At 73.9% G+C, this 20,416-nt stretch carries 15 protein-coding genes; 12 read left to right on the top strand and 3 right to left on the bottom strand.

All coding sequences use genetic code 11. The features are described from left to right. Nucleotides 1–17 precede the first annotated feature (17 nt). Nucleotides 18–746 carry a class III extradiol ring-cleavage dioxygenase family protein gene (locus tag ACZ51S_RS19910; protein ID WP_468802847.1) on the top strand — a complete coding sequence of 243 codons (729 nt, stop codon included), beginning with the start codon at nt 18–20 and terminating at the stop codon, nt 744–746. 79 nt (nt 747–825) lie between these two features. On the opposite strand, the gene ACZ51S_RS19905 is transcribed toward ACZ51S_RS19910, so the two are convergent. Continuing rightward, a complete protein-coding gene (locus ACZ51S_RS19905; RefSeq protein WP_388938219.1) occupies nt 826–1,071 on the bottom strand; it encodes an antitoxin in 246 nt (81 codons plus the stop codon). A 22-nt stretch (nt 1,072–1,093) separates the two neighbouring features. Continuing rightward, entirely contained in the window at nt 1,094–1,294 is a 201-nt protein-coding gene (locus ACZ51S_RS19900) for a gliding motility protein (protein WP_468478882.1), read from the bottom strand. Nucleotides 1,295–1,511: 217 nt separating this feature from the next. Here ACZ51S_RS19900 and miaA point away from each other — a divergent pair, with 217 nt between their 5' ends. The 6 genes from miaA (at nt 1,512) to hflX (ending at nt 9,904) form a co-directional block, all read left to right on the top strand. Continuing rightward, nucleotides 1,512–2,450, top strand: a complete 939-nt coding sequence (miaA, locus tag ACZ51S_RS19895) for a tRNA (adenosine(37)-N6)-dimethylallyltransferase MiaA (RefSeq protein ID WP_388938223.1) — start codon at nt 1,512–1,514, stop codon at nt 2,448–2,450. 111 nt (nt 2,451–2,561) lie between these two features. After that, the gene (locus ACZ51S_RS19890; RefSeq protein ID WP_468478895.1) at nt 2,562–3,152 is read left to right on the top strand and encodes a hypothetical protein; all 591 of its coding nucleotides are present in this window, start codon (nt 2,562–2,564) and stop codon (nt 3,150–3,152) included. A 95-nt stretch (nt 3,153–3,247) separates the two neighbouring features. Further along, nucleotides 3,248–4,123: a diaminopimelate epimerase gene (gene dapF / locus ACZ51S_RS19885; protein ID WP_468802846.1), complete on the top strand. Its 876-nt coding sequence runs from the start codon at nt 3,248–3,250 to the stop codon at nt 4,121–4,123. 140 nt (nt 4,124–4,263) lie between these two features. Beyond that, entirely contained in the window at nt 4,264–6,339 is a 2,076-nt protein-coding gene (locus ACZ51S_RS19880) for a RelA/SpoT family protein (RefSeq protein WP_468802845.1), read from the top strand. Between the two features lie 298 nt (nt 6,340–6,637). Further along, nucleotides 6,638–8,167, top strand: coding sequence for a M1 family metallopeptidase (locus tag ACZ51S_RS19875; protein WP_468478878.1), 1,530 nt, complete (start codon nt 6,638–6,640; stop codon nt 8,165–8,167). A gap of 231 nt (nt 8,168–8,398) precedes the next feature. Beyond that, nucleotides 8,399–9,904 (top strand): GTPase HflX, encoded by a 1,506-nt coding sequence (gene hflX / locus ACZ51S_RS19870; protein ID WP_468478877.1) that lies wholly within the window; start codon nt 8,399–8,401, stop codon nt 9,902–9,904. 93 nt (nt 9,905–9,997) lie between these two features. Here the strand turns inward: hflX and ACZ51S_RS19865 are convergent, their stop codons facing one another. After that, nucleotides 9,998–11,173 (bottom strand): trypsin-like serine peptidase, encoded by a 1,176-nt coding sequence (locus ACZ51S_RS19865; RefSeq protein ID WP_468478876.1) that lies wholly within the window; start codon nt 11,171–11,173, stop codon nt 9,998–10,000. 315 nt (nt 11,174–11,488) lie between these two features. Here ACZ51S_RS19865 and ACZ51S_RS19860 point away from each other — a divergent pair, with 315 nt between their 5' ends. The 5 genes from ACZ51S_RS19860 (at nt 11,489) to ACZ51S_RS19840 (ending at nt 20,339) form a co-directional block, all read left to right on the top strand. Further along, nucleotides 11,489–12,880, top strand: a complete 1,392-nt coding sequence (locus ACZ51S_RS19860; RefSeq protein ID WP_468478894.1) for a diaminobutyrate--2-oxoglutarate transaminase family protein — start codon at nt 11,489–11,491, stop codon at nt 12,878–12,880. Between the two features lie 842 nt (nt 12,881–13,722). Continuing rightward, a complete protein-coding gene (locus ACZ51S_RS19855) occupies nt 13,723–15,597 on the top strand; it encodes an IucA/IucC family protein (protein WP_468802863.1) in 1,875 nt (624 codons plus the stop codon). A gap of 31 nt (nt 15,598–15,628) precedes the next feature. After that, nucleotides 15,629–16,303, top strand: a complete 675-nt coding sequence (locus ACZ51S_RS19850) for a GNAT family N-acetyltransferase (RefSeq protein WP_468478875.1) — start codon at nt 15,629–15,631, stop codon at nt 16,301–16,303. Between the two features lie 156 nt (nt 16,304–16,459). Continuing rightward, nucleotides 16,460–18,316 carry an IucA/IucC family protein gene (locus ACZ51S_RS19845; protein WP_468961575.1) on the top strand — a complete coding sequence of 619 codons (1,857 nt, stop codon included), beginning with the start codon at nt 16,460–16,462 and terminating at the stop codon, nt 18,314–18,316. A gap of 52 nt (nt 18,317–18,368) precedes the next feature. Further along, nucleotides 18,369–20,339 carry an ATP-dependent DNA helicase gene (locus tag ACZ51S_RS19840; protein WP_468802842.1) on the top strand — a complete coding sequence of 657 codons (1,971 nt, stop codon included), beginning with the start codon at nt 18,369–18,371 and terminating at the stop codon, nt 20,337–20,339. The last annotated feature ends 77 nt before the right edge of the window (nt 20,340–20,416 follow it).

Below are 20,416 nucleotides of genomic sequence, written 5' to 3'. Positions count from 1 at the left end.
CGGCTAGGCTGCGGATCATGCTCGTAGCCGCCGCCGTCTGCCTCGCCCCGCCGCTCCTCGTGCCGGAGGTCGCCGCGGGCGCCGCCGCCGAACTCGACGCCGCCCGCACCGCCTGCTCCGACGCGCTGGCCGTGCTCGCCGCCGCGCGGCCCGACCTGCTCGTCGTGGTCGGAGCCGCCGGGGCCGACTCCGCGGGGGCCTACCCCCCGGGATCCCGGGGCGGCTTCCGCGGCTTCGGCGTCGACACGGAGGTCCGGCTCGGGGACCGTCCCGAGGGCCCTCCCGGGGACGACGGGGCCGGGCGCCCGCTTCCCGCCCCACTGGCCGTCGGTGCCTGGCTGCTGGGCCGCGCCCGCTGGGGCGCCGCCCCCGTCGAGGGGCTCGCGGTGGACGGGACGCTGGCCACCGGGGACTGCCTGCGGGCCGGCCGGGAGACCGCCGCGCGGGCCGGACGGGTCGCGCTGCTCGTCATGGGCGACGGCAGCGCCTGCCGGACCCTGAAGGCGCCCGGCTACCTGGACGAGCGGGCCGCCGCCTTCGACGCCGCCGCCGGGCGCGCCCTGGGCGCCGCCGACACCGCCGCGCTCGCCGCGCTGGACCCCGCGCTCGCCGCCGAGCTGCTGGCGGCCGGCCGCGCGCCCTGGCAGGTGCTCGCGGGGGCCGCGGCCGGCGCGGGCCTGGACGGCCGGCTGCTGTACGAGGACGCCCCCTACGGGGTCGGCTACTTCGTGGCCGCCTGGTCCTAGCCGGGCCAGGAGGTTTCCGTACGCGCGTACGACGGAGGGGCGCGGGATCAGCCGATCCCGCGCCCCTCGCGGTACCGCGTCAGGAGGCGGCCGGCGGCGTCGGCCCGCCGGGGGTGTCCTTGTGCGCGATCTTGCCCAGGGCGTCCTTCGCCTTGTCCGCGCCGGTCGTGATCCTGGCGCTGTACTTGCCGTGGGTCTTGGAGTCCACGACCCTGGCGACCTTGTCCAGGCCCTCGCCGATCTTGCCCTCGTGCTGCTGCGCGAGGTCACCGACCTTCTCCTTCGCGGGAGCGAGTTTGGCCTTCAGATTGTCCATGAACCCCATGGGGCACCTTCCAGTGGCGTGACTAGGTACGGGCGCCCTCGCCGGACTCGCTGTCCGCGGCAGCCTCCGCCGACTGCTGCTTGGGGATCTCCACGGCCTCCGCCGCGGGGGCCCCGGCCACCGCAGTCCCGGTTTCCTCGGCCTTCCCGGCCTCCTCGGCCGGCTCGGTCTCCGCCTCCAGCGCCTCCGCCGTTCCGGCCTCGGTGGCGGCCTGATCGGCCACTACCTCTTCCTTGCGGCGAAAAATCCGGTCAAAAACGCCCATGTCTACTCCCATAACGTTACTCGTGCGGGTGAAGTTCCGCCCTGGCCGGACCGGCCTCCACCAGATGCGCGCCAGGCGCACGCCGGGCCGGAACCTCTTCAGGGCAACGACCCCGCCCGCACCTCGTCACCTCACCCGATCGGGTACATGCCGCGGGGTTTGCGAGACTGTTCCGGTGAGCAACGCAGCCCCCGCCCCGCGGGTCATCGCCGTCGTCGGACCCACCGCGGCCGGAAAGTCCGACCTGGGCGTCGCCCTGGCCCGCCACTTCGACGGCGAGGTCGTCAACGCCGACTCCATGCAGCTGTACCGGGGGATGGACATCGGCACCGCCAAGCTGACGCCCGAGGAACGCGGCGGCGTCCCGCACCACCTCCTCGACGTCTGGGACGTCACCGAGACCGCCAGCGTCGCCGAGTACCAGCGCCTGGCCCGCGCGGAGATCGACGCGCTGCTCGCCCAGGGCCGCACCCCCGTCCTCGTCGGCGGATCCGGCCTGTACGTGCGCGGCGCGCTCGACGCCATGGAGTTCCCCGGCACCGACCCCGAGGTAAGGGCCCGCCTGGAGGCGGAGGCCACCCTGCGCGGCCCCGGCGCCCTCCACGCCCGCCTCGCCGCCGCCGACCCGGCGGCGGCCGCCGCGATCCTGCCCAGCAACACCCGCCGCATCGTCCGGGCCCTCGAGGTCATCGAGATCACCGGCAAGCCCTTCACCGCCAACCTGCCCGGCCACGAATCCGTCTACGACACCGTCCAGATCGGCGTCGACGTGGCCCGCCCCGAGCTCGACGAGCGGATCGCGCTGCGCGTGGACCGCATGTGGGAGGCCGGACTGGTCGACGAGGTCCGGGCCCTGGAGGCCCGGGGACTGCGCGAGGGCGTCACCGCCTCCCGCGCGCTGGGCTACCAGCAGGTACTGGCCGCCCTCGCCGGGGAGTGCACCGAGGACGAGGCGAGGGCCGAGACCGTACGCGCCACCAAGCGCTTCGCCCGCCGCCAGGACTCCTGGTTCCGCCGTGATCCCCGCGTGCACTGGCTCAGCGGAGCCGCCGCCGACCGGGCGGAACTCCCCGGGCTCGCGCAGTCGTTGGTCGAACGAGCGGTCACAGCCTGATCACGTGATTGCATCGGGAAGCCCCGTGTGCCCGTCGCGGGCCCGGGTCCGTGCCATCATCAAACTTCTGAACAGTGGCGTACGAAGTCCGAGTGGGGAGGGCGCGTGGCTATGGAGGCCGGCCCTCGTGACACGGGGCGGGACGACACCGGGCGGGAAGCGGACCCGATGCTCCGCGGCGGGTCCGGCGAGCCGGGCGCGTCCGCCGGCACCGGCGTACCGGACGCCCCGGCGGGCTCCGGCGGACCCGGCACCCCGGTCGGCGCCGACTCCGCCACCGATGGTCTCGGCCTGCCCGCCGAACCGGCCCGTCTGAGCCCCGACGGCCCCGACGCCCCGGAGCCGGGCACGGAGGCGGCCGGCCCCGCCTTCGAGGTCGAGCTGCGACCGCAGCGCCGCCTGCGCATCTGGCAGATCGCCCCCATCGTGATGCTGGCCGCCGCCGGCTCCCTGATGTTCGCCTTCCCCCTCGCCTTCGAGTTCGGGGACGGCGGAGCCGTCGTCGCCATGCTCGGCTTCCTCATCAGCTGCTGCGCGGGCGGCTGGGGCATGATGGCCGCGCGCCGCGTCGGCTACACCTGGCCCGGGCTGCCGCCTCGCGGCAGCGGCCGCCGCCCCGACTGGCGCATGGCCGCGCTGTACGCGCTGGTCGCACTGGCCGTCGTAGCACTCGCCGTGTACCGGGTGGCCCGGCTGCGCTGACCGGCGCGGACCGGCGGCGTCACCCCACCGGCGACGGCCCGGCCGCATGCCGGTACCGCAGGCCGCGGCGGTGACCCGCTCGGTACCATGGGCGCGTGACGCACACCAGCCTCCCCTTCCTCAAGGGCCACGGGACCGAGAACGACTTCGTGATCGTCCCGGACCCGGACAACGCCATCGAGCTGCCCGCCACCGCCGTCGCCGCCCTGTGCGACCGCCGGGCCGGCATCGGGGCCGACGGTGTGCTGCACGTGGTGCGCTCCGCCGCCCACCCCGAGGCCGCGCACATGGCCGGCGAGGCCGAGTGGTTCATGGACTACCGCAACAGCGACGGCTCCATCGCCGAGATGTGCGGCAACGGCGTCCGCGTCTTCGCCCGCTACCTCCAGCACGCCGGCCACGTCGAGCCGGGCGACCTCGCCATCGCCACCCGCGGCGGCGTCAAGCGGGTCCACCTCGACAAGACCGGCGACGTCACCGTCTCCATGGGCCGCGCGCTGCTCCCCGAGGGCGAGGTCACCGTCTCCGTCGGCGAACGCTCCTGGCCGGCGCGCAACGTGAACATGGGGAACCCGCACGCCGTCGCGTTCGTTGAAAGCCTCGACCACGCCGGCACGCTGTACAGCCCCCCGCCGTTCAGCCCCGCCTCCGCCTACCCCACCGGGGTCAACGTCGAGTTCGTCGTCGACCGCGGCCCCCGGCACGTCGCCATGCGCGTCCACGAGCGCGGCTCCGGCGAGACCCGCTCCTGCGGCACCGGCGCCTGCGCCGTCGCCGTGGCCGCCATCCGGCGCGACGGAGCCGACCCCGCCGAGACCGGCCGGCCCGTCTCGTACACCGTCGACCTCCCCGGCGGCACCCTCGTCATCACCGAACACCCCGACGGCAGCGTCGACATGACTGGACCGGCCGTCATCGTGGCCTCCGGCGAGTTCGAAGCGGCCTGGCTGACGGAAACGGCCTTCGCCTGAAGATTCCCTCTCATGGGTGATCCGTTTCACGCTGAGCAAGAGGTGGACTGCGCCACGTGGTGGGGTCGGTAACATCAGGCACCGGCCCTGAGGGCTCACCCCATGCCCGCCACCGCCGGTCGAAGCCGCCGGAGGTGCCCATGAGTGCAGAGGCCACGAACCCAGAAGCACACGCCGAGATCCGCCCTGAGCCGCGCAGACGAGGCCGGAGCCGGCTCGATCTGCGCCGCCTGGGCCGCGCGGCCCTGCTCGGACCCACGTCCCGCGACCGCCTGCCGGACGCCATCGGGCACGTAGCAGAAGCCCACCGCGCCCACCATCCGGACGCCGACCTGTCCATCCTGCGGAAGGCCTATGTGCTCGCCGAGCACTCCCACCGCGGCCAGATGCGCAAGAGCGGCGAGCCCTACATCACACACCCCCTCGCCGTCACCCTCATCCTCGCCGAACTCGGCGCCGAGACCACCACCCTGACGGCCTCCCTCCTCCACGACACCGTCGAGGACACCGATGTGACCCTCGAACAGGTCCGGGCCGAGTTCGGCGACGAGGTCTGCTTCATCGTCGACGGCGTCACCAAGGTCGAGAAGATCGACTACGGGGCCGCCGCCGAACCGGAGACCTTCCGCAAGATGCTCGTGGCCACCGGCAACGACGTCCGCGTGATGTCCATCAAACTCGCCGACCGGCTCCACAACATGCGCACCCTCGGCGTGATGCGCCCCGAGAAACAGGCACGCATCGCCAAAGTCACCCGCGACGTCCTGATCCCCCTCGCCGAACGCCTCGGCGTCCAGGCCCTCAAGACCGAGCTGGAAGACCTCGTCTTCGCCATCCTCCACCCCGACGAGTACGAGAACACCCGCGCCCTCATCGCCGCCCACGCCGGCGAGGACGACCCCCTCGCCGCCATCGCCGAATCCGTACGCACCGTCCTGCGCGACGCCGGCATCGCCGCCGAGGTCCAGGTACGGCCGCGGCACTTCGTCTCCGTCCACCGCATCTCCCGGCAGCGCGGCGAACTGCGCGGCTCCGACCTCGGCCGCATCCTCGTCCTCGTCGCCGAGAACGCCGACTGCTACGGGGTGCTCGGCGAACTCCACACCTGCTTCACCCCGGTGGTCTCGGAGTTCAAGGACTTCATCGCCGTCCCGAAGTTCAACCTCTACCAGTCACTGCACACCGCCGTCGCCGTCCCCGAGGGGTACGTCGCCGAAGTCATCGTCCGCACCCGCCAGATGCACCGCGTCGCCGAAGCCGGCGTCATCGCCCTCGGCAACCCCTACGCCACCGGTGGCGAGGCCGCCGACTGCGACGAGGAACGCGTCGACCCCACCCGCCCCGGCTGGCTCTCCCGGCTCCTCGACTGGCAGCAGTCCGCACCCGACCCCGACACCTTCTGGAGCGTGCTGCGCGCCGAACTGGCCCAGGACCGGGAGATCACCGTCTTCCGCGCCGACGGGGGCACGCTGGGCCTGCCCGCCGGGGCCAGCTGTATCGACGCCGCCTACGCGCAGCACGGCGAGGCGGCCCACGGCTGTATCGGCGCCCGCGTCAACGGGCGCCTCACCTCACTCTCCTCGCCGCTCTCCGACGGCGACACCGTCCAGCTGCTCCTCGCGCAGGACGCCTCCTCCGGGCCCGCCCCCGACTGGCTGGAGCACGCCAGGACCCCGGCCGCCCGGATCGCCATCAGCAGCTGGCTCCAGGCCCACCCCGACGGCCCCGGACCCGCCACCGCCGCGCCCCGCGCGCCGCTGTCGGTGCCCGGGCTGCGCGGCGGCGGGGGCAACGCCGTCGCCGACCTGCCCGACGCGCACGTCCGCCTCGCCGGATGCTGCACCCCCGTACCGCCCGACGCGGTCGCCGGGTTCGTCGTACGCGGCGGCGCCGTCACGGTCCACCGCGTCCACTGCCCGGCCGTGGCCCAGATGCGCGCCCTGGGCCGCACCTCGGTCGCCGTGCACTGGCGGGCCACCGCGGACTGCCGGGTCACGCTGAACGCCGAATCGTTCGGGCGCCCGCACCTTTTGGCCGACCTGACCGAGGCCATCGCCCGGCTGGGGGTCGAGGTGGTCTCCGCCACCGTGGAACCGCCCGTGGAACAGCGGGTCCGGCACAGCTACACGCTGCAACTGCCCGACGCGGCGGTACTGCCCGCGCTGATGCGGGCGATGCGGGACGTGCCCGGCGTGTACGACGTGAGCCGGGTGTAGGGCCCGCTCGGCGGGAGGAGAGGGGAGGGGCGGGGGCCCAGGGGGCTGGGGAAGGCTTCGGGGGAAGACCGGGGGAGGAGCGGGGGCGTCGGGGGTTCGGGGGGCGTGGGGGGCGTAGGCGTACCGGGGCGCGTCAGGGGTGGTTCCCGCCCTCGGTGGGGGCTCGTGGAGACGTACGTGCGCGGGAAGTGCCGCACAAGGGTGTACGCAGTCCTGTGCCCGGCTCCGGCGCCTCGTTCGGGTGGAGTCGTCGCGCGCCGCTCGCGGGCCCGCGACACGCGCTGGTAAGCGGTGGTGGATGCAGCTCACCTCCCCGCGCCTGCGCGCCTCCCTGCTCGCCGCGGCCTCCCTCACCCTCGTCGCCGCCGTGCTGCCCCCGCCGAAACCGCTGGGCATCGGCGACCGGCTCTTCCCCGAGCTGGGCAACCCCGGCTACGACGTCCTCTCCTACGACCTGTCCTTCACGTACGAGGACAACCGCAGCCCCCTCGACGCGATCACCGCCATCGAAGCCCGCACCCTGGAACCGCTGGAGCGGATCAACCTCGACTTCACGCACGGAACCGTCTCCTCCGCCGAGGTCAACGGCCAGCCCGCGCGCTTCGAGTCCGCCGGGGAGGACCTCGTACTGACCCCCGCGCACCCGGTCCCGGCGAGCGCCCCGCTGCGCATCACCGTCCGGCACACCAGCGACCCGCGCGGCAGGGCCTCCGACGGGGGGTGGGTCACCACCGAGGACGGCCTCGCCATGGCCAACCAGGCGGACGCCGCCCACCGGGTCTTCCCCTGCAACGACCACCCCGCGGACAAGGCCTACTACACCTTCCGGATCACCGCCCCGCACGGCTACACGGCCGTCGCCAACGGGCTGCCCGGCGCCCTCCCCGCCGCCCGCGCGGGCGGCGCCACCGAGTGGACGTACAGGACCGTGCACCCGATGGCCACCGAGCTGGCCCAGGTCTCCGTCGGCCGCTCCGCCGTCGTCCACCGCACCGGACCGCACGGCCTGCCGCTGCGCGACGTGGTGCCCGCCGCGGACCGCGAGCGGCTGGAGCCCTGGCTGGCGAAGACCGCCGGGCAGGTGGCGTGGATGGAGGAGCGCGTGGGCCGCTACCCCTTCGAGAACTACGGGGTGCTCATCGCCCGGGCGAAGACCGGCTTCGAGCTGGAGACCCAGACGCTCTCGCTCTTCGAGCACGGCCTGTTCGCAGGGGAGGCGGCCGGCTACCCGGAGTGGTACGTGGAGTCCATCATGGTCCACGAGCTCGCCCACCAGTGGTTCGGCGACAGCGTGACCCCGCGCACCTGGTCCGACCTGTGGCTCAACGAGGGGCACGCCACCTGGTACGAGGCCCTGTACGCCGACGGGCTCGGCAAGTACCCCCTGGAGCGGCGGATGCGCGAGGCCTACCAGCGCTCCGACCAGTGGCGGGCCCAGGGCGGCCCCCCGGCCGCCCCGAAGGCGGCCCCGCCCGGCGAGAAGATCGGCCTCTTCCGCCCCGTCGTCTACGACGGGGCCGCGCTGATCCTCTACGCCCTGCGCCAGGAGATCGGCGCCGCGGCCTTCGACCGGGTCGAGCGGCGCTGGGTGGCGGAGCACAAGGACGGGATCGCGGGCACGGATGACTTCGTACGGCTGGCCTCGCAGGAGGCCGGACGCGACCTCACGGCCTTCCTGCGGCCGTGGCTGTACGGGGAGACCACCCCGGCGATGCCCGGACACCCGGAGTGGGGCGGCCCGGCGTCCTCCAAGGCCGCACCGGCGTCCCCCAAGGCCGCCCCCGCCTCCTCCCCGGCCGCACCGGCCGGGGCCGCGGGGAAGCCGTAGCGGCGGGAAAAACGGTATGACGGGCGGGGAACGGGCATGACACCATCGACGAGTCCGACCGGGAACCCGGCGGAATCCCGCTCCGGGAACCGCCGCGGGGAATCACCGGGCCGGACCACGCGTTGGAAGTGACAGTGTTATGTCACGCACAGCGGTACCTTTGGCCCTGGCTGAACCGGCCGGGCGCCGGAACCGGCCGGCGCGACACCATCGAATCGACGTAAGGATCCAATGACCTCCTCTTCTTCCCCTTCCCAGGACCCGCGGGACGCGCAGAACGTGCGGGACTCGCAGAGCTTCACCGAGAGCCTTCGGGCCGATGCCCTGATGGAAGAGGACGTCGCCTGGAGCTACGAGATCGACGGCGAGCGGGACGGCGACCAGTTCGACCGCTCCGAGCGCGCGGCCCTGCGCCGCGTGGCCGGTCTCTCGACCGAACTCGAGGACGTCACCGAGGTCGAGTACCGCCAGCTCCGCCTGGAGCGCGTGGTCCTCGTCGGTGTCTGGACCTCCGGCACGGTCAGCGACGCCGAGAACTCCCTCGCGGAGCTCGCGGCCCTCGCCGAGACGGCGGGCGCCCTCGTACTCGACGGTGTGATGCAGCGGCGCGACAAGCCCGACCCGGCCACCTTCATCGGTTCCGGCAAGGCCCGCGAGCTGCGCGACATCGTGCTCGAGAGCGGGGCCGACACCGTCGTCTGCGACGGCGAGCTCAGCCCCGGCCAGCTCATCGCGCTCGAGGACGTGGTCAAGGTCAAGGTCGTCGACCGGACCGCCCTCATCCTCGACATCTTCGCCCAGCACGCCAAGTCCCGAGAGGGCAAGGCGCAGGTCGCACTCGCGCAGATGCAGTACATGCTGCCGCGACTGCGCGGCTGGGGTCAGTCGCTCTCCCGGCAGATGGGTGGCGGCGGCGGTGGCGGCATGGCCACCCGAGGCCCCGGTGAGACCAAGATCGAAACCGACCGGCGCCGCATCCGCGAGAAGATGGCGAAGATGCGCCGGGAGATCGCCGAGATGAAGACCGGCCGGGACATCAAGCGGCAGGAACGCCGCCGCAACAAGGTCCCCTCGGTCGCCATCGCCGGCTACACCAACGCGGGCAAGTCCTCGCTCCTCAACCGCCTCACGGGCGCGGGCGTACTGGTGGAGAACGCACTGTTCGCCACCCTCGACCCGACCGTGCGCCGGGCCGAAACCCCCTCCGGCCGCGTCTACACCCTGGCCGACACCGTGGGCTTCGTCCGGCACCTGCCCCACCACCTCGTCGAGGCGTTCCGCTCCACGATGGAGGAGGTCGGCGACTCCGACCTCATCCTGCACATCGTGGACGGCTCGCACCCGGCACCGGAGGAGCAGCTGGCGGCGGTGCGCGAGGTCATCCGCGAGGTCGGCGCGGTCGACGTGCCCGAGATCGTGGTGATCAACAAGGCGGACGCCGCCGACCCGCTCGTCCTCCAGCGGCTGCTGCGCATCGAGCGGCACTCCATCGCCGTCTCGGCCCGCACCGGCCAGGGCATCGAGGAACTCCTCGCGCTCATCGACGCCGAGCTGCCCAGGCCGGCGGTCGAGGTGGAGGCACTCGTGCCGTACACCCGCGGCGCGCTGGTCGCCCGGGCGCACGCCGAGGGCGAGGTGATCTCCGAGGAACACACCCCGGAGGGGACCCTGCTCAAGGCGCGGGTCCACGCGGAACTGGCGGCGGAACTGACGCCGTACGTGCCCGCCAAGCAGTAAGGGCACGACACGCCCGCAATGACGGAGGGCCCCCGCACGAGCGGGGGCCCTCCGTCATGTGCGGACGGGGTCCGCTCCGCTCCGCGCGGGCTCCTACTTGAACTTGGCGCTCACCGCGTCGTAGATGCCCTTGGCCTCCGGGCCCAGCTTCGGACCGGCCAGCCAGCCGGCCTTGGCCGGACCGATCGAGGTGTTCGACACCAGCGCCGGCTTGCCGTCGGCACCCGTCGCGACCCAGCCGCCCCCGGAGGAACCGCCCGTCATCGTGCAGCCGATGCGGTACATCACCGGGTCCGCCTGCCGCAGCGCCAGCCGGCCCGGCTTGTCCGCGCACTGGAACGCCTTCTGCCCGTCGAACGGAGCCGCCGCCGGGTAGCCCGTCGCCGTCACGCCCGCGATCTTCCCCACCGCCGGCGCGTTGAACTCCACCGGCAGCGCCGTACCGACCGTCTCCTCCAGCGACTTGCCGCCGCCCTTCTCCGGCGTCACGTGCAGCACCGCGAAGTCGTACGGGGCACCCGCGCCACCCGTCGGACCGCCGGTCGCGATCCACTGGTCCGAGGTCTGCGCCCAGTCGCTCCACCACACGCCGTACGGGGCCACCTGCTCGCGCGGCGCGCCCTTGAGCGCCGCCGCCGGCTTGCCCGCGTTGTTGTAGGAGGGGACGAAGGCGATGTTGCGGTACCAGCCGCCGGCCTTGCCCGCGTGCACGCAATGGCCCGCCGTCCAGACCATGTTGGACTTGCCCGGGCGGGCCGGGTCCTTCACCACGGTCGCCGAGCAGACCATCGAGCCCTCGGGACCGTCGAAGAAGACCTTGCCGGACGCCGGAACGCTCGTGTGGTACGGCGCGGCGGCCGGCTTGGCGGCCACCGGAGCCGGGGTCGGGTCGGTGACGCCCTGGTCCTTGCCGGCGTCCGGGTCGACGGACGGGCGCTGCGGCTGCTCCGCGTCACGCATCCGGTCCGGATCCCAGAGACCGTCGATGATCGGGTTGACGTAGTCGCCCGCCTCGCGGAGCCAGTCCTCCTTCTTCCAGTTCTTCCACGCGCCCCCCTTCCACTTCTCCAGGTCGAAGCCGTGCTGCTTGAGCTTGTCCTTGAGCTCGTCCGGGATCTTGAGCCCGTCCGCCGTGCCGGACGGCAGGCTCGCAGCCACGGTCGGCTTGGCGTCGGAGCCGGCCTCACCGTCGCCGGGTCCGCAGGCCGAGGCGGTCAGCGCGAGCGCGGCCGCACTGAGGAGCGCGGTGACCGGTCGGTTCGGTCGCATGTCGTGAGTCCCCCTGGAGTTTCGAGGTGTTGAGACGGAGTCGATCGAGGTGGATCGCAGACCCCCCACTATGCCGCCGAGGCCTAGGACGGCGGTCCCCGGGTCGGTGGTTCCTGCCGCGACGCCGTGGCGTCAGGCGTCGGGCGTCGGGGCCGCAAGGATCTTCGGGCGGACCGTGATCCGAAGCCGTCATCGTCGTTGGTACGTACGGGGGATGGTGCAGCAGCGCGCGTGTTCGACGCGCGATCCGAAGACCAGCCTGCGGGAGGACCGACAGTCGTGGCCGTGACCGAGCCGACCGCAGCCGCGGCACAGATGCCCCCGCAGGCCTCAACCGCCCCTGCACCGCCGACCCCCGCGCCCGTGGCGACGCGGGCCGCGCGGCAGGTGCCGGCGCAGGGTGGGAGGGGATCCGCCTCGGCGGAGGGCATCCTGCGCAGGCAGTCGCTGCGGGAGTCCGCCGCCCGGACCTACGCCCGTTCCCTGCCCATCGTCCCCGTGCGCGCCCGGGGGCTGACGATCGAGGGCGCGGACGGGCGGCGCTACCTCGACTGCCTCTCCGGCGCGGGGACCCTCGCCCTCGGCCACAACCACCCCGTCGTCCTCGAAGCCATCCGGGGAGTCCTCGACTCGGGGGCTCCGCTGCACGTCCTCGACCTGGCCACCCCGGTCAAGGACGCCTTCACCACCGAGCTCTTCGAGAACCTTCCGCCCGCTCTGGCCGCCGACGCCCGCGTCCAGTTCTGCGGGCCCGCCGGGACCGACGCCGTCGAAGCCGCCCTGAAACTGGTCCGCTCGGCCACCGGACGCACCGGGCTGCTCACCTTCACCGGCGCGTACCACGGTATGACCGCCGGGGCGCTGGAGGCGTCGGGCGGTGCCGGCGACGTACGGGTGACCCGGCTGCCCTACCCGCAGGACCACCGCTGCCCGTTCGGGGTCGGCGGGGCCGAGGGCGCGCGGCTCGGCGCCCGCTGGACCGAGAGCCTGCTCGACGACCCCAAGGGCGGGGTACCGGCGCCCGCCGCCATGATCGTCGAGCCCGTGCAGGGCGAGGGCGGGGTCCACCCGGCCCCCGACGCCTGGCTGCGCAGGATGCGGGAGATCACCGCCGCCCGGGGCATCCCGCTGATCGCGGACGAGGTGCAGACCGGGGTGGGCCGTACCGGCGCCTTCTGGGGCGTCGACCACGCCGGGGTGGTCCCCGACGTGATGGTCCTGTCCAAGGCGATCGGCGGCAGCCTGCCCCTGGCCGTGATCGTCTACCGGGCCGAACTGGACGTCTGGGCCCCGGGAGCCCACGCCGGAACGTTCCGCGGGAACCAGCTCGCCATGGCCGCGGGCACCGCGACCCTCGCTTACGTCCGCCGCAACGGGCTGGCCGAGCGTGCGGCCGTCCTGGGCGAGCGGATGCTGACGGCCCTGCGCGGCCTGGCGGCGGACCAGCCCTGCATCGGCGACGTCCGGGGCCGCGGCCTGATGATCGGCGTCGAACTCGTCGACCCCGAAACCGGCGCCGCCGCACCCGCCCTCGCCGCCGCCGTTCGGGAGGAGTGCCTCGGCCGCGGCCTGATCGTCGAACTCGGGGGCCGCCACTCCAGCGTCGTCCGTCTGCTGCCGCCGCTGACCCTGACCGACGAACAGGCAGCAGCCGTCCTGGACCGGCTGGCCGACTCCATCCCCGCCGCCGCCCGCCGGCCCCACTGACCGTACGCGAAGGACCCCCGATGCCCGACCCCTCCACCACCCCCCGCCCCGCCCCCCTCCCGCCGGCCTCGACCGCGCCGCCGAGCGACCCGACCCCCGGCTCCCTCCCGCCCACTCCGGCCGCGGCGGCGGGCGGCGCGGCCCTCTCGGCCCCCGGCCCGACCGCCACTCCCTCGGCCGCCGGCACGCTCCCGCCCGGCTCGGCGAACCCGGCTGCGGCGGGTGGCCCGGCCCCCTCGGCCCCCGGCCTCGCCCCGGCTCCCACCCCCCTCCCGCCGACCCCGGCTGCGGTGCCGGGCGGCGCGGCCCCCGGCACGCTCCCGTCGGGCTCGACGCACCCGGCTACGGCATCTCCGGCTGCGGAGCGGCAGCCGGCCGATCCCGGACGGTCCCGGGCCGGAGCGGTGCCCGCGTCCTCGCCCGGACTCCAGGCGGCGCAGGCCACACCCGCCCCCTCGGCCCCCGCCCCCCTCCCGCCCACCCCGGTCCACCCGGCAGAGGCGGGCCTGCCGCCTGCCCCCGGCCCGGCGCAGGCGGCCTACGCTGTCGGCGCCCCCGCAGCCGCGGCTGCTCCGGGCCACCCGGCGCCCGGCCCCGTTCACCATCCCGCTCCGGCTCAGGCGGCACCGCCCGACCACCCCGGCCCTACCCCGGCGCAGCCCCTGGCCGCCCCCGGCCACACCGGCCCGGCGGCCGCGCCCCGCCCGGCGCAGCCCGAGGCGCCCGCCGCCACGCAGGCGCCGACGGGCCCCCACCCGGACTCCGCACCGCCCCAGCGGCCGGCGGCACCCCCGGCGGCGGAGCCGGAGCCGGCCGACCCCGGACGGCACCGGGCCGGAGCGGTGCCCGCGCCCTCACCCGGACTCCAGGCGGCGCCGGCCACCCCCGCCCACCCCCCGGCGGGCACCGTGCCCCGGCAGAAGGACGGCACCCTCCGCCCCCGTGTGGGCGGCCCCGGACCCGCCGGCCCCGACCCGGCGGCGCTGCCCGACCTGCTGGACCACCCCGACCCGGCCACGGCCGCCGAATCCGCGACGGTGGAGAACCTGCTGCGATGCTGGGTACGCGAGAGCGGCATCGGCCGCCCCGACGGGCCCGTCGGAACCCTGCTCCGCATCCCCCTCCCCGCGTCCGCGGCCGCCCTGCTCGTGCCCGTCCGGTACTGGTCCCCGACGGGCTGGCACCGCTTCGGCCCCGCCCGCCTCGAAGGCGCCCCGGCCCACGCCCCGGCCGTGGACGCCGTCACCCTCGCCGCCCTGCTCGCCCGGCAGGGCGACGGCCGCAGCGGCACCGACCTCGTCGGCCGGGTCGCCGACTCGGTCCGCCGCACCGCCGAGTTCATCGCCGACCGGCGCCGGCGCCCCACCGGCCCGGCCCCCGTCGCGGGGCACCTCTTCCTCTCCGCCGAACAGTCCCTCCTCCTCGGCCACCCCCTCCAACCGGACCCCAAGAGCCGCGAAGGACTCTCCGAAACCGAAGTACGCCTCTACTCACCCGAACTCCACGGCTCCTTCCCCCTGCACTGGATCGCGGTCGCGCCCGAGGCCCTCGCCACCGACTCCTCATGGACCGAACGCGGCCGCCCGGTCTCCGCCGCCCAGCTCCTCACGCGGCTCGCCCCCGGACTCCCGCTGCCCCCCGGCGCCACCGCCCTTCCCCTGCACCCCTGGCAGGCCCGCGACCTCCTCCACCGCCCCGCCGTCACCGCCCTCCGCGACGCGGGACTCATCACCGACCTGGGCCCGCACGGCGCCCCCTGGTACCCCACTTCCTCCGTCCGCACCGTCCACCGCCCCGGCGCCCCGGCGATGCTCAAGCTCTCCCTCGGCCTGCGCATCACCAATAGCCGCCGCGAGAACCTCCGCAAGGAACTCCACCGCGGCGTCGAAGTCCACCGGCTGCTGCGCACCGGCCTCGCCGAGCAGTGGCAGACCGCCCACCCCGGCTTCGACATCGTGCGCGACCCCGCCTGGGTCGCCGTCGACGCCCTGGACGGCACCCCCGTCCGGGGATTCGACGCCGTACTGCGCCACAACCCCTTCCACTCCGACGACGACGCCGTCTGCGTCGCCGCACTGACCTCCCCGCGCCCATGGCCCGGCCGGACTACGATGCGCTCCCGCCTCGCCGACACCCTCTCCCGGCTCGCCCTCACCACCGGCCGCCCCGTCTCCGCCGTCGCCACCGAGTGGTTCCTGCGCTACCTCGACCACGTCGTCCTGCCGGTCCTCGCCTTCGACGCACTCGCCGGCATCGCCCTCGAAGCGCACCAGCAGAACACCCTGGTCCTCCTCGACCGGGCGGGCTGGCCCATCGGCGGCCGCTTCCGCGACAACCAGGGCTACTACTTCCGCGACTCCCGGCGCGCCGAACTGGAACGACGCCTCCCCGGCATCGGCGGCGCCAGCGACACCTTCGTCCCGGACGCCGTCGCCGACGAACGCTTCGCCTACTACCTCGGCATCAACAACGTGATCGGCCTCATCGGCGCCTTCGGATCCCAACGGCTCGCCGACGAGCGCGTGCTCCTCGCCGCCTTCCGCCGCTTCCTCGGCAAGGCCTCCCGTCTCGGACCGGTCCCCGCGCAGCTGCTCGACTCACCCACCCTCCGCTGCAAGGCGAACCTGCTCACCCGCCTGGGCGGCCTCGACGAGCTCGTGGGCCCCGTCGACAGCCAGTCCGTCTACGTCACCATGACCAACCCCCTCCACGACTGACGCGCTCCCACCCACACCGAGAAGAGCCCCCATGCCTCCCACGGACACCACGACGAGCACCCTCGGCGGCCCCGCCTCCCACGAGGTCACCGCGCACCGCTTCACCGTCGGACTGCTGCCGCTGCTCGCCGAGGCGGACCTCCTCGAATCACCAGCGTGCTGGGGCGTGGCCGCGACACCGGCCGGAGCCTTCCGCCTCGAACCCGTACGGCCGGGCCGGGACCTGGAACTGCTCACCGGGTGGATGAACGACCCCGAGGTGGCCGCCTACTGGGAGCTGAGCGGATCCGCCGCCGTGACCGCGTCGCACCTGCGCGCCCAGCTCGACGGCGACGGCCACAGCATTCCCTGCCTCGGCCTCCTCGACGGCAGCCCCATGAGCTACTGGGAGATCTACCGGGCCGACCTGGACCCGGTTTCCTTCTACTACCCGGCGCTCTCCCACGACACGGGTATCCACCTGCTCATCGGAGACGGCACGAACCGGGGCAGGGGCCTGGGCACCATGCTGCTGCGCGCGGTCACCGAGCTCGTCTTCGACAACCGCCCCCGCTGCACACGCGTCATCGCGGAACCGGACATTCGCAACACCCCCTCCGTTTCAGCCTTCATGAACGCCGGTTTCCGCTATTCCACGGAAATCGACCTCCCCGAGAAGCGAGCCGCCCTGATGATCCGTGAGCGGGCGCTGCGCAATCTGCTCTGATCGGCGCCCCGGTCATACGGTCATACGTCCTCCCGGATATCGGGCTCATCCTGCTCATGCCCTTTGTCCAGGCTCAGTTCGCGTCTTCGGTTTTCACAGCTCTCATCTCCAGAACTTCACGGCCCGCAGCAAGGTTCCCGATATTCGAGGAGTCCCGTGCCGAATTTCCCCGCAGCCCCCGGCTCCTTCGAAGACGACGTTCCCCCCTCGCCACAACATCCGTGCACGCCGCCCGCACTCAACCGGCCCACCTGGGACCTCGCGGCGCGCCGGCTACTGGCCAAGATGCTCGGCGAGTTCGCGTACGAGGAGATCATCAGCCCCGTCCCGGCCCCCTCGACGGCCGGTGACGCCTGGACCCTCACCCTCGACGACGGCAGCGGCCTGGGCTTTCGCGCCCGCCGCCGCGCGTATGGAAGCTGGCACGTCCGCCCGGACACGATCACGCTGACGCCGCCGGGCCCCGCGGCGGAGCCCCCGCTCGCGTTCGGGGACCCGTACGGCTTCCTCGTCCGGGCCCGCACCCTGCTGCGGCTCGACGGGCCGACCCTCGGCCACCTGATCCACGAGCTCAGTTCCATCCTCGCCGCCGACGCCCGGCTCGACCACCACGCGCTCACCGCGGACGTCCTCGCCGACCTGGACTACGCGGCGCTCGAAGGCCACCAGACCGGCCACCCCTGGCTCGTCCTCAACAAGGGCCGGGTCGGATGGTCCGCCTCGGACGCCGCCGCCTGGGCCCCCGAGGCGCGCACCCGGCAGCGGCTGCCGTGGCTCGCGGCCCACACCTCCCTGGCGGAGTACCGGGGCACCGCCGGACTCGAGGATCCGGCGCGGCTCTACGCGGCCGAGCTGGACCCGGTCACCCGGGCGGCGTTCGACCGGATCCTGCGCGACCGGGGCCTCGACCCGCTCCGCTACCTCTACCTGCCCGTCCACCCCTGGCAGTGGGACGAGGTCGTCCTCCCCCTCTTCGCCCCCGACCTCGCCTCCGGCGCCCTGGTGCCGCTCCCCGCCGACCCCGACGACAGGATCCCGCAGCAGTCGATCCGCACCTTCCTCAACCTCACCCGCCCCGACCGTCACAGCGTCAAACTCCCGCTGTCGGTCTTCAACACCACCGTCTGGCGCGGCCTGCCCAGCGACCTCAGCCTGGCCGCGCCCGCCGTGACCGCCTGGATCCACTCGATCCGCGACTCCGACGCCTTCCTGCGCGACGAATGCCGGGTCGTCCTGCTCGGCGAGGTCGCCTCGGTCACCGTCCGCCACCCCGTGTACGACCGGCTCCCCGAGGTCCCCTACCAGTACAAGGAGCTCCTCGGAGCGATCTGGCGCGAGCCGCTGGCCGGCCGGCTCGACCCGGGAGAGCGGGCCCGCACCCTTGCCTGCCTCCTCCACGTCGATCCGCGCGGCCGCTCCTTCACCGCCGAGCTCGTCGCCCGCTCGGGCCTCACCCCCGAAGCCTGGCTGCGCCGGCTCTTCGCCGCCCTGCTGCCGCCGCTGCTGCACTTCCTCTACCGCTACGGCACCGTGTTCTCCCCGCACGGCGAGAACACCGTCGTGATCTTCGACGAACAGGACGTCCCGGTCCGCCTCGCGGTCAAGGACTTCGTGGACGACGTCGCCATCAGCGGTACGCCCCTGCCGGAGCACGCGTCCATGCCCGACGAGGTCCGGGCGGCGCTGCTCACGGAGCCGCCCGGCTTCCTCACCCAGTTCATCCACTCCGGACTGTTCGTCGGCGTCTTCCGCTACCTGTCCGCCCTGTGCGAGGACCGGCTCGACGTGCCCGAGATCCGGTTCTGGGCCCTCGTGCGGGCGGAGGTCCTCCGCTACCAGGACCGATTCCCCGAGGACAAGGACCGCCACCGCCTCTTCGACCTGCTGACGGAACGGATCGACCGGCTCTGCCTCAACCGCAACCGGCTCCACGCGGACGGCTACCGCGACCGGCCGGACCGCCCGGGCGCCGTCGTCCACGGAACCGTCCCCAACCCCCTGCACGGACCCTGAAGAGTGATCGATGCGGTCGCTGTCGGTGGCGCCCCGTAGGGTTGGCAGTGCTATGACGAAGCCCTCCCTCCCCGACCTGCTGCACGCCGCCGTCTCCGCCGTCGGCGGTACGGAGCGGCCCGGCCAGGTGGCCATGGCCGAAGCCGTCGCCGAAGCGATCGACGACAACTCCCACCGGCTGATCCAGGCCGGCACCGGCACCGGCAAGTCCCTCGGCTACCTGGTGCCGGCCCTCGCGCACGGCGAGCGCGTGGTCGTCGCCACGGCGACGCTCGCCCTCCAGCGCCAGCTCGTCGAGCGCGACCTGCCGCGCACGGTCGAGGCGCTGCATCCGCAGCTGCGCCGACGGCCCCAGTTCGCCATGCTCAAGGGCCGGTCGAACTACCTGTGCCTGCACCGCCTGCACGAGGGGGCTCCGCAGGACGAGGAGGAGGGCCTCTTCGACCAGTTCGAGGCGGCCACCGCGACCAGCAAGCTGGGCAAGGACCTGCTGCGCCTGCGCGACTGGGCGGACGAGACCGAGACGGGCGACCGCGACGACCTCACCCCCGGCGTCTCCGACAAGGCCTGGAGCCAGATCTCCGTCTCCTCCCGCGAGTGCCTGGGCGCCACGAAGTGCGCGTACGGTGCGGAGTGCTTCGCGGAAGCGGCCCGGGAGCGCGCCAAGCTCGCGGACGTGGTCGTCACCAACCACGCGCTGCTCGCCATCGACGCCATCGAGGGCGCCCCCGTGCTGCCGCAGCACGAGGTGCTGATCGTGGACGAGGCGCACGAGCTGGTGTCCCGCGTCACCGGCGTCGCCACCGGCGAACTCACCCCCGGCCAGGTCAACCGGGCCGTGAAGCGGGCCGCGAAGCTGGTCGACGAGAAGACCGCGGACGCCCTGCAGACCGCTTCGGAAGCCTTCGAGCGGGTGATGGAGCTGGCGCTGCCCGGTCGCCTGGAGGAGATTCCCGAAGACCTCGGCTATGCGCTGATGTCCCTGCGTGACTCCGCACGCAACGTGATCTCCGCGATCGGCGCCACCCGCGACAAGTCCGTCCACGACGAGGACGCCGTCCGCAAGCAGGCCCTCGCCGCCGTGGAGAACGTCCACACCGTGGCGGAGCGGATCACGAACGGCTCCGAGTACGACGTCGTCTGGTACGAGCGCCACGACCGTTTCGGCGCCACCCTCCGGGTCGCCCCGCTCTCGGTGTCCGGGCTGCTCCGCGAGAAGCTCTTCGAGGACCGCTCGGTGGTCCTCACCTCCGCCACCCTCAAGCTGGGCGGCGACTTCAACGGGGTCGCGGCCTCGCTCGGCCTCTCCCCGGAAGGCGTCGAGGGCGACGGGGTGCCGGTGTGGCGGGGGCTGGACGTCGGGTCCCCGTTCGACTACCCCAAGCAGGGCATCCTCTACGTCGCGAAGCACCTGGCGACGCCGGGCCGCGAGGGCACCCGCGGCGACATGATGGACGAGCTGGCGGAGCTGATCGAGGCGGCGGGAGGCCGCACCCTGGGCCTGTTCTCGTCCATGCGCGGCGCCAAGGCGGCCGCGGAGGAACTGCGCGGACGGCTCGACAACCCGATCCTGCTCCAGGGCGAGGAGACGCTGGGCGAGCTGATCAAGACCTTCGCGGCGGACTCGCGGACCTGCCTCTTCGGGACGCTCTCGCTGTGGCAGGGCGTGGACGTGCCCGGCCCCAGCTGCCAGCTGGTGATCATGGACAGGATTCCCTTCCCCCGCCCCGACGACCCGCTGATGAGCGCGCGGCAGAAGTCGGTGGAGGAGAACGGCGGGAACGGCTTCATGGCGGTCGCCGCCACGCACGCCGCCCTGCTCATGGCCCAGGGCGCGGGCCGGCTCGTACGGGCCTCCGGCGACCGGGGCGTCGTCGCCGTCCTGGACCCCCGCCTGGCCACGGCCCGGTACGGGAGCTTCCTGCGGGCCTCGCTGCCCGACTTCTGGTACACCACGGACCGCAACCAGGTCCGCCGCTCCCTGGCCGCCATCGACGCGAGCGCGAAGGCCGACGGCAAGTAGGGCCGCAGGGGCCGCGGCCCACGGCGCCGTGACGGCCCACGAGGAGGGCGCCGGCGCCGGGGAGCGCGTGCCCCGGG

This window comes from Streptomyces sp. NPDC034043 (assembly GCF_055575675.1).
This window is presented reverse-complemented; position numbering and strand designations above follow the sequence as displayed.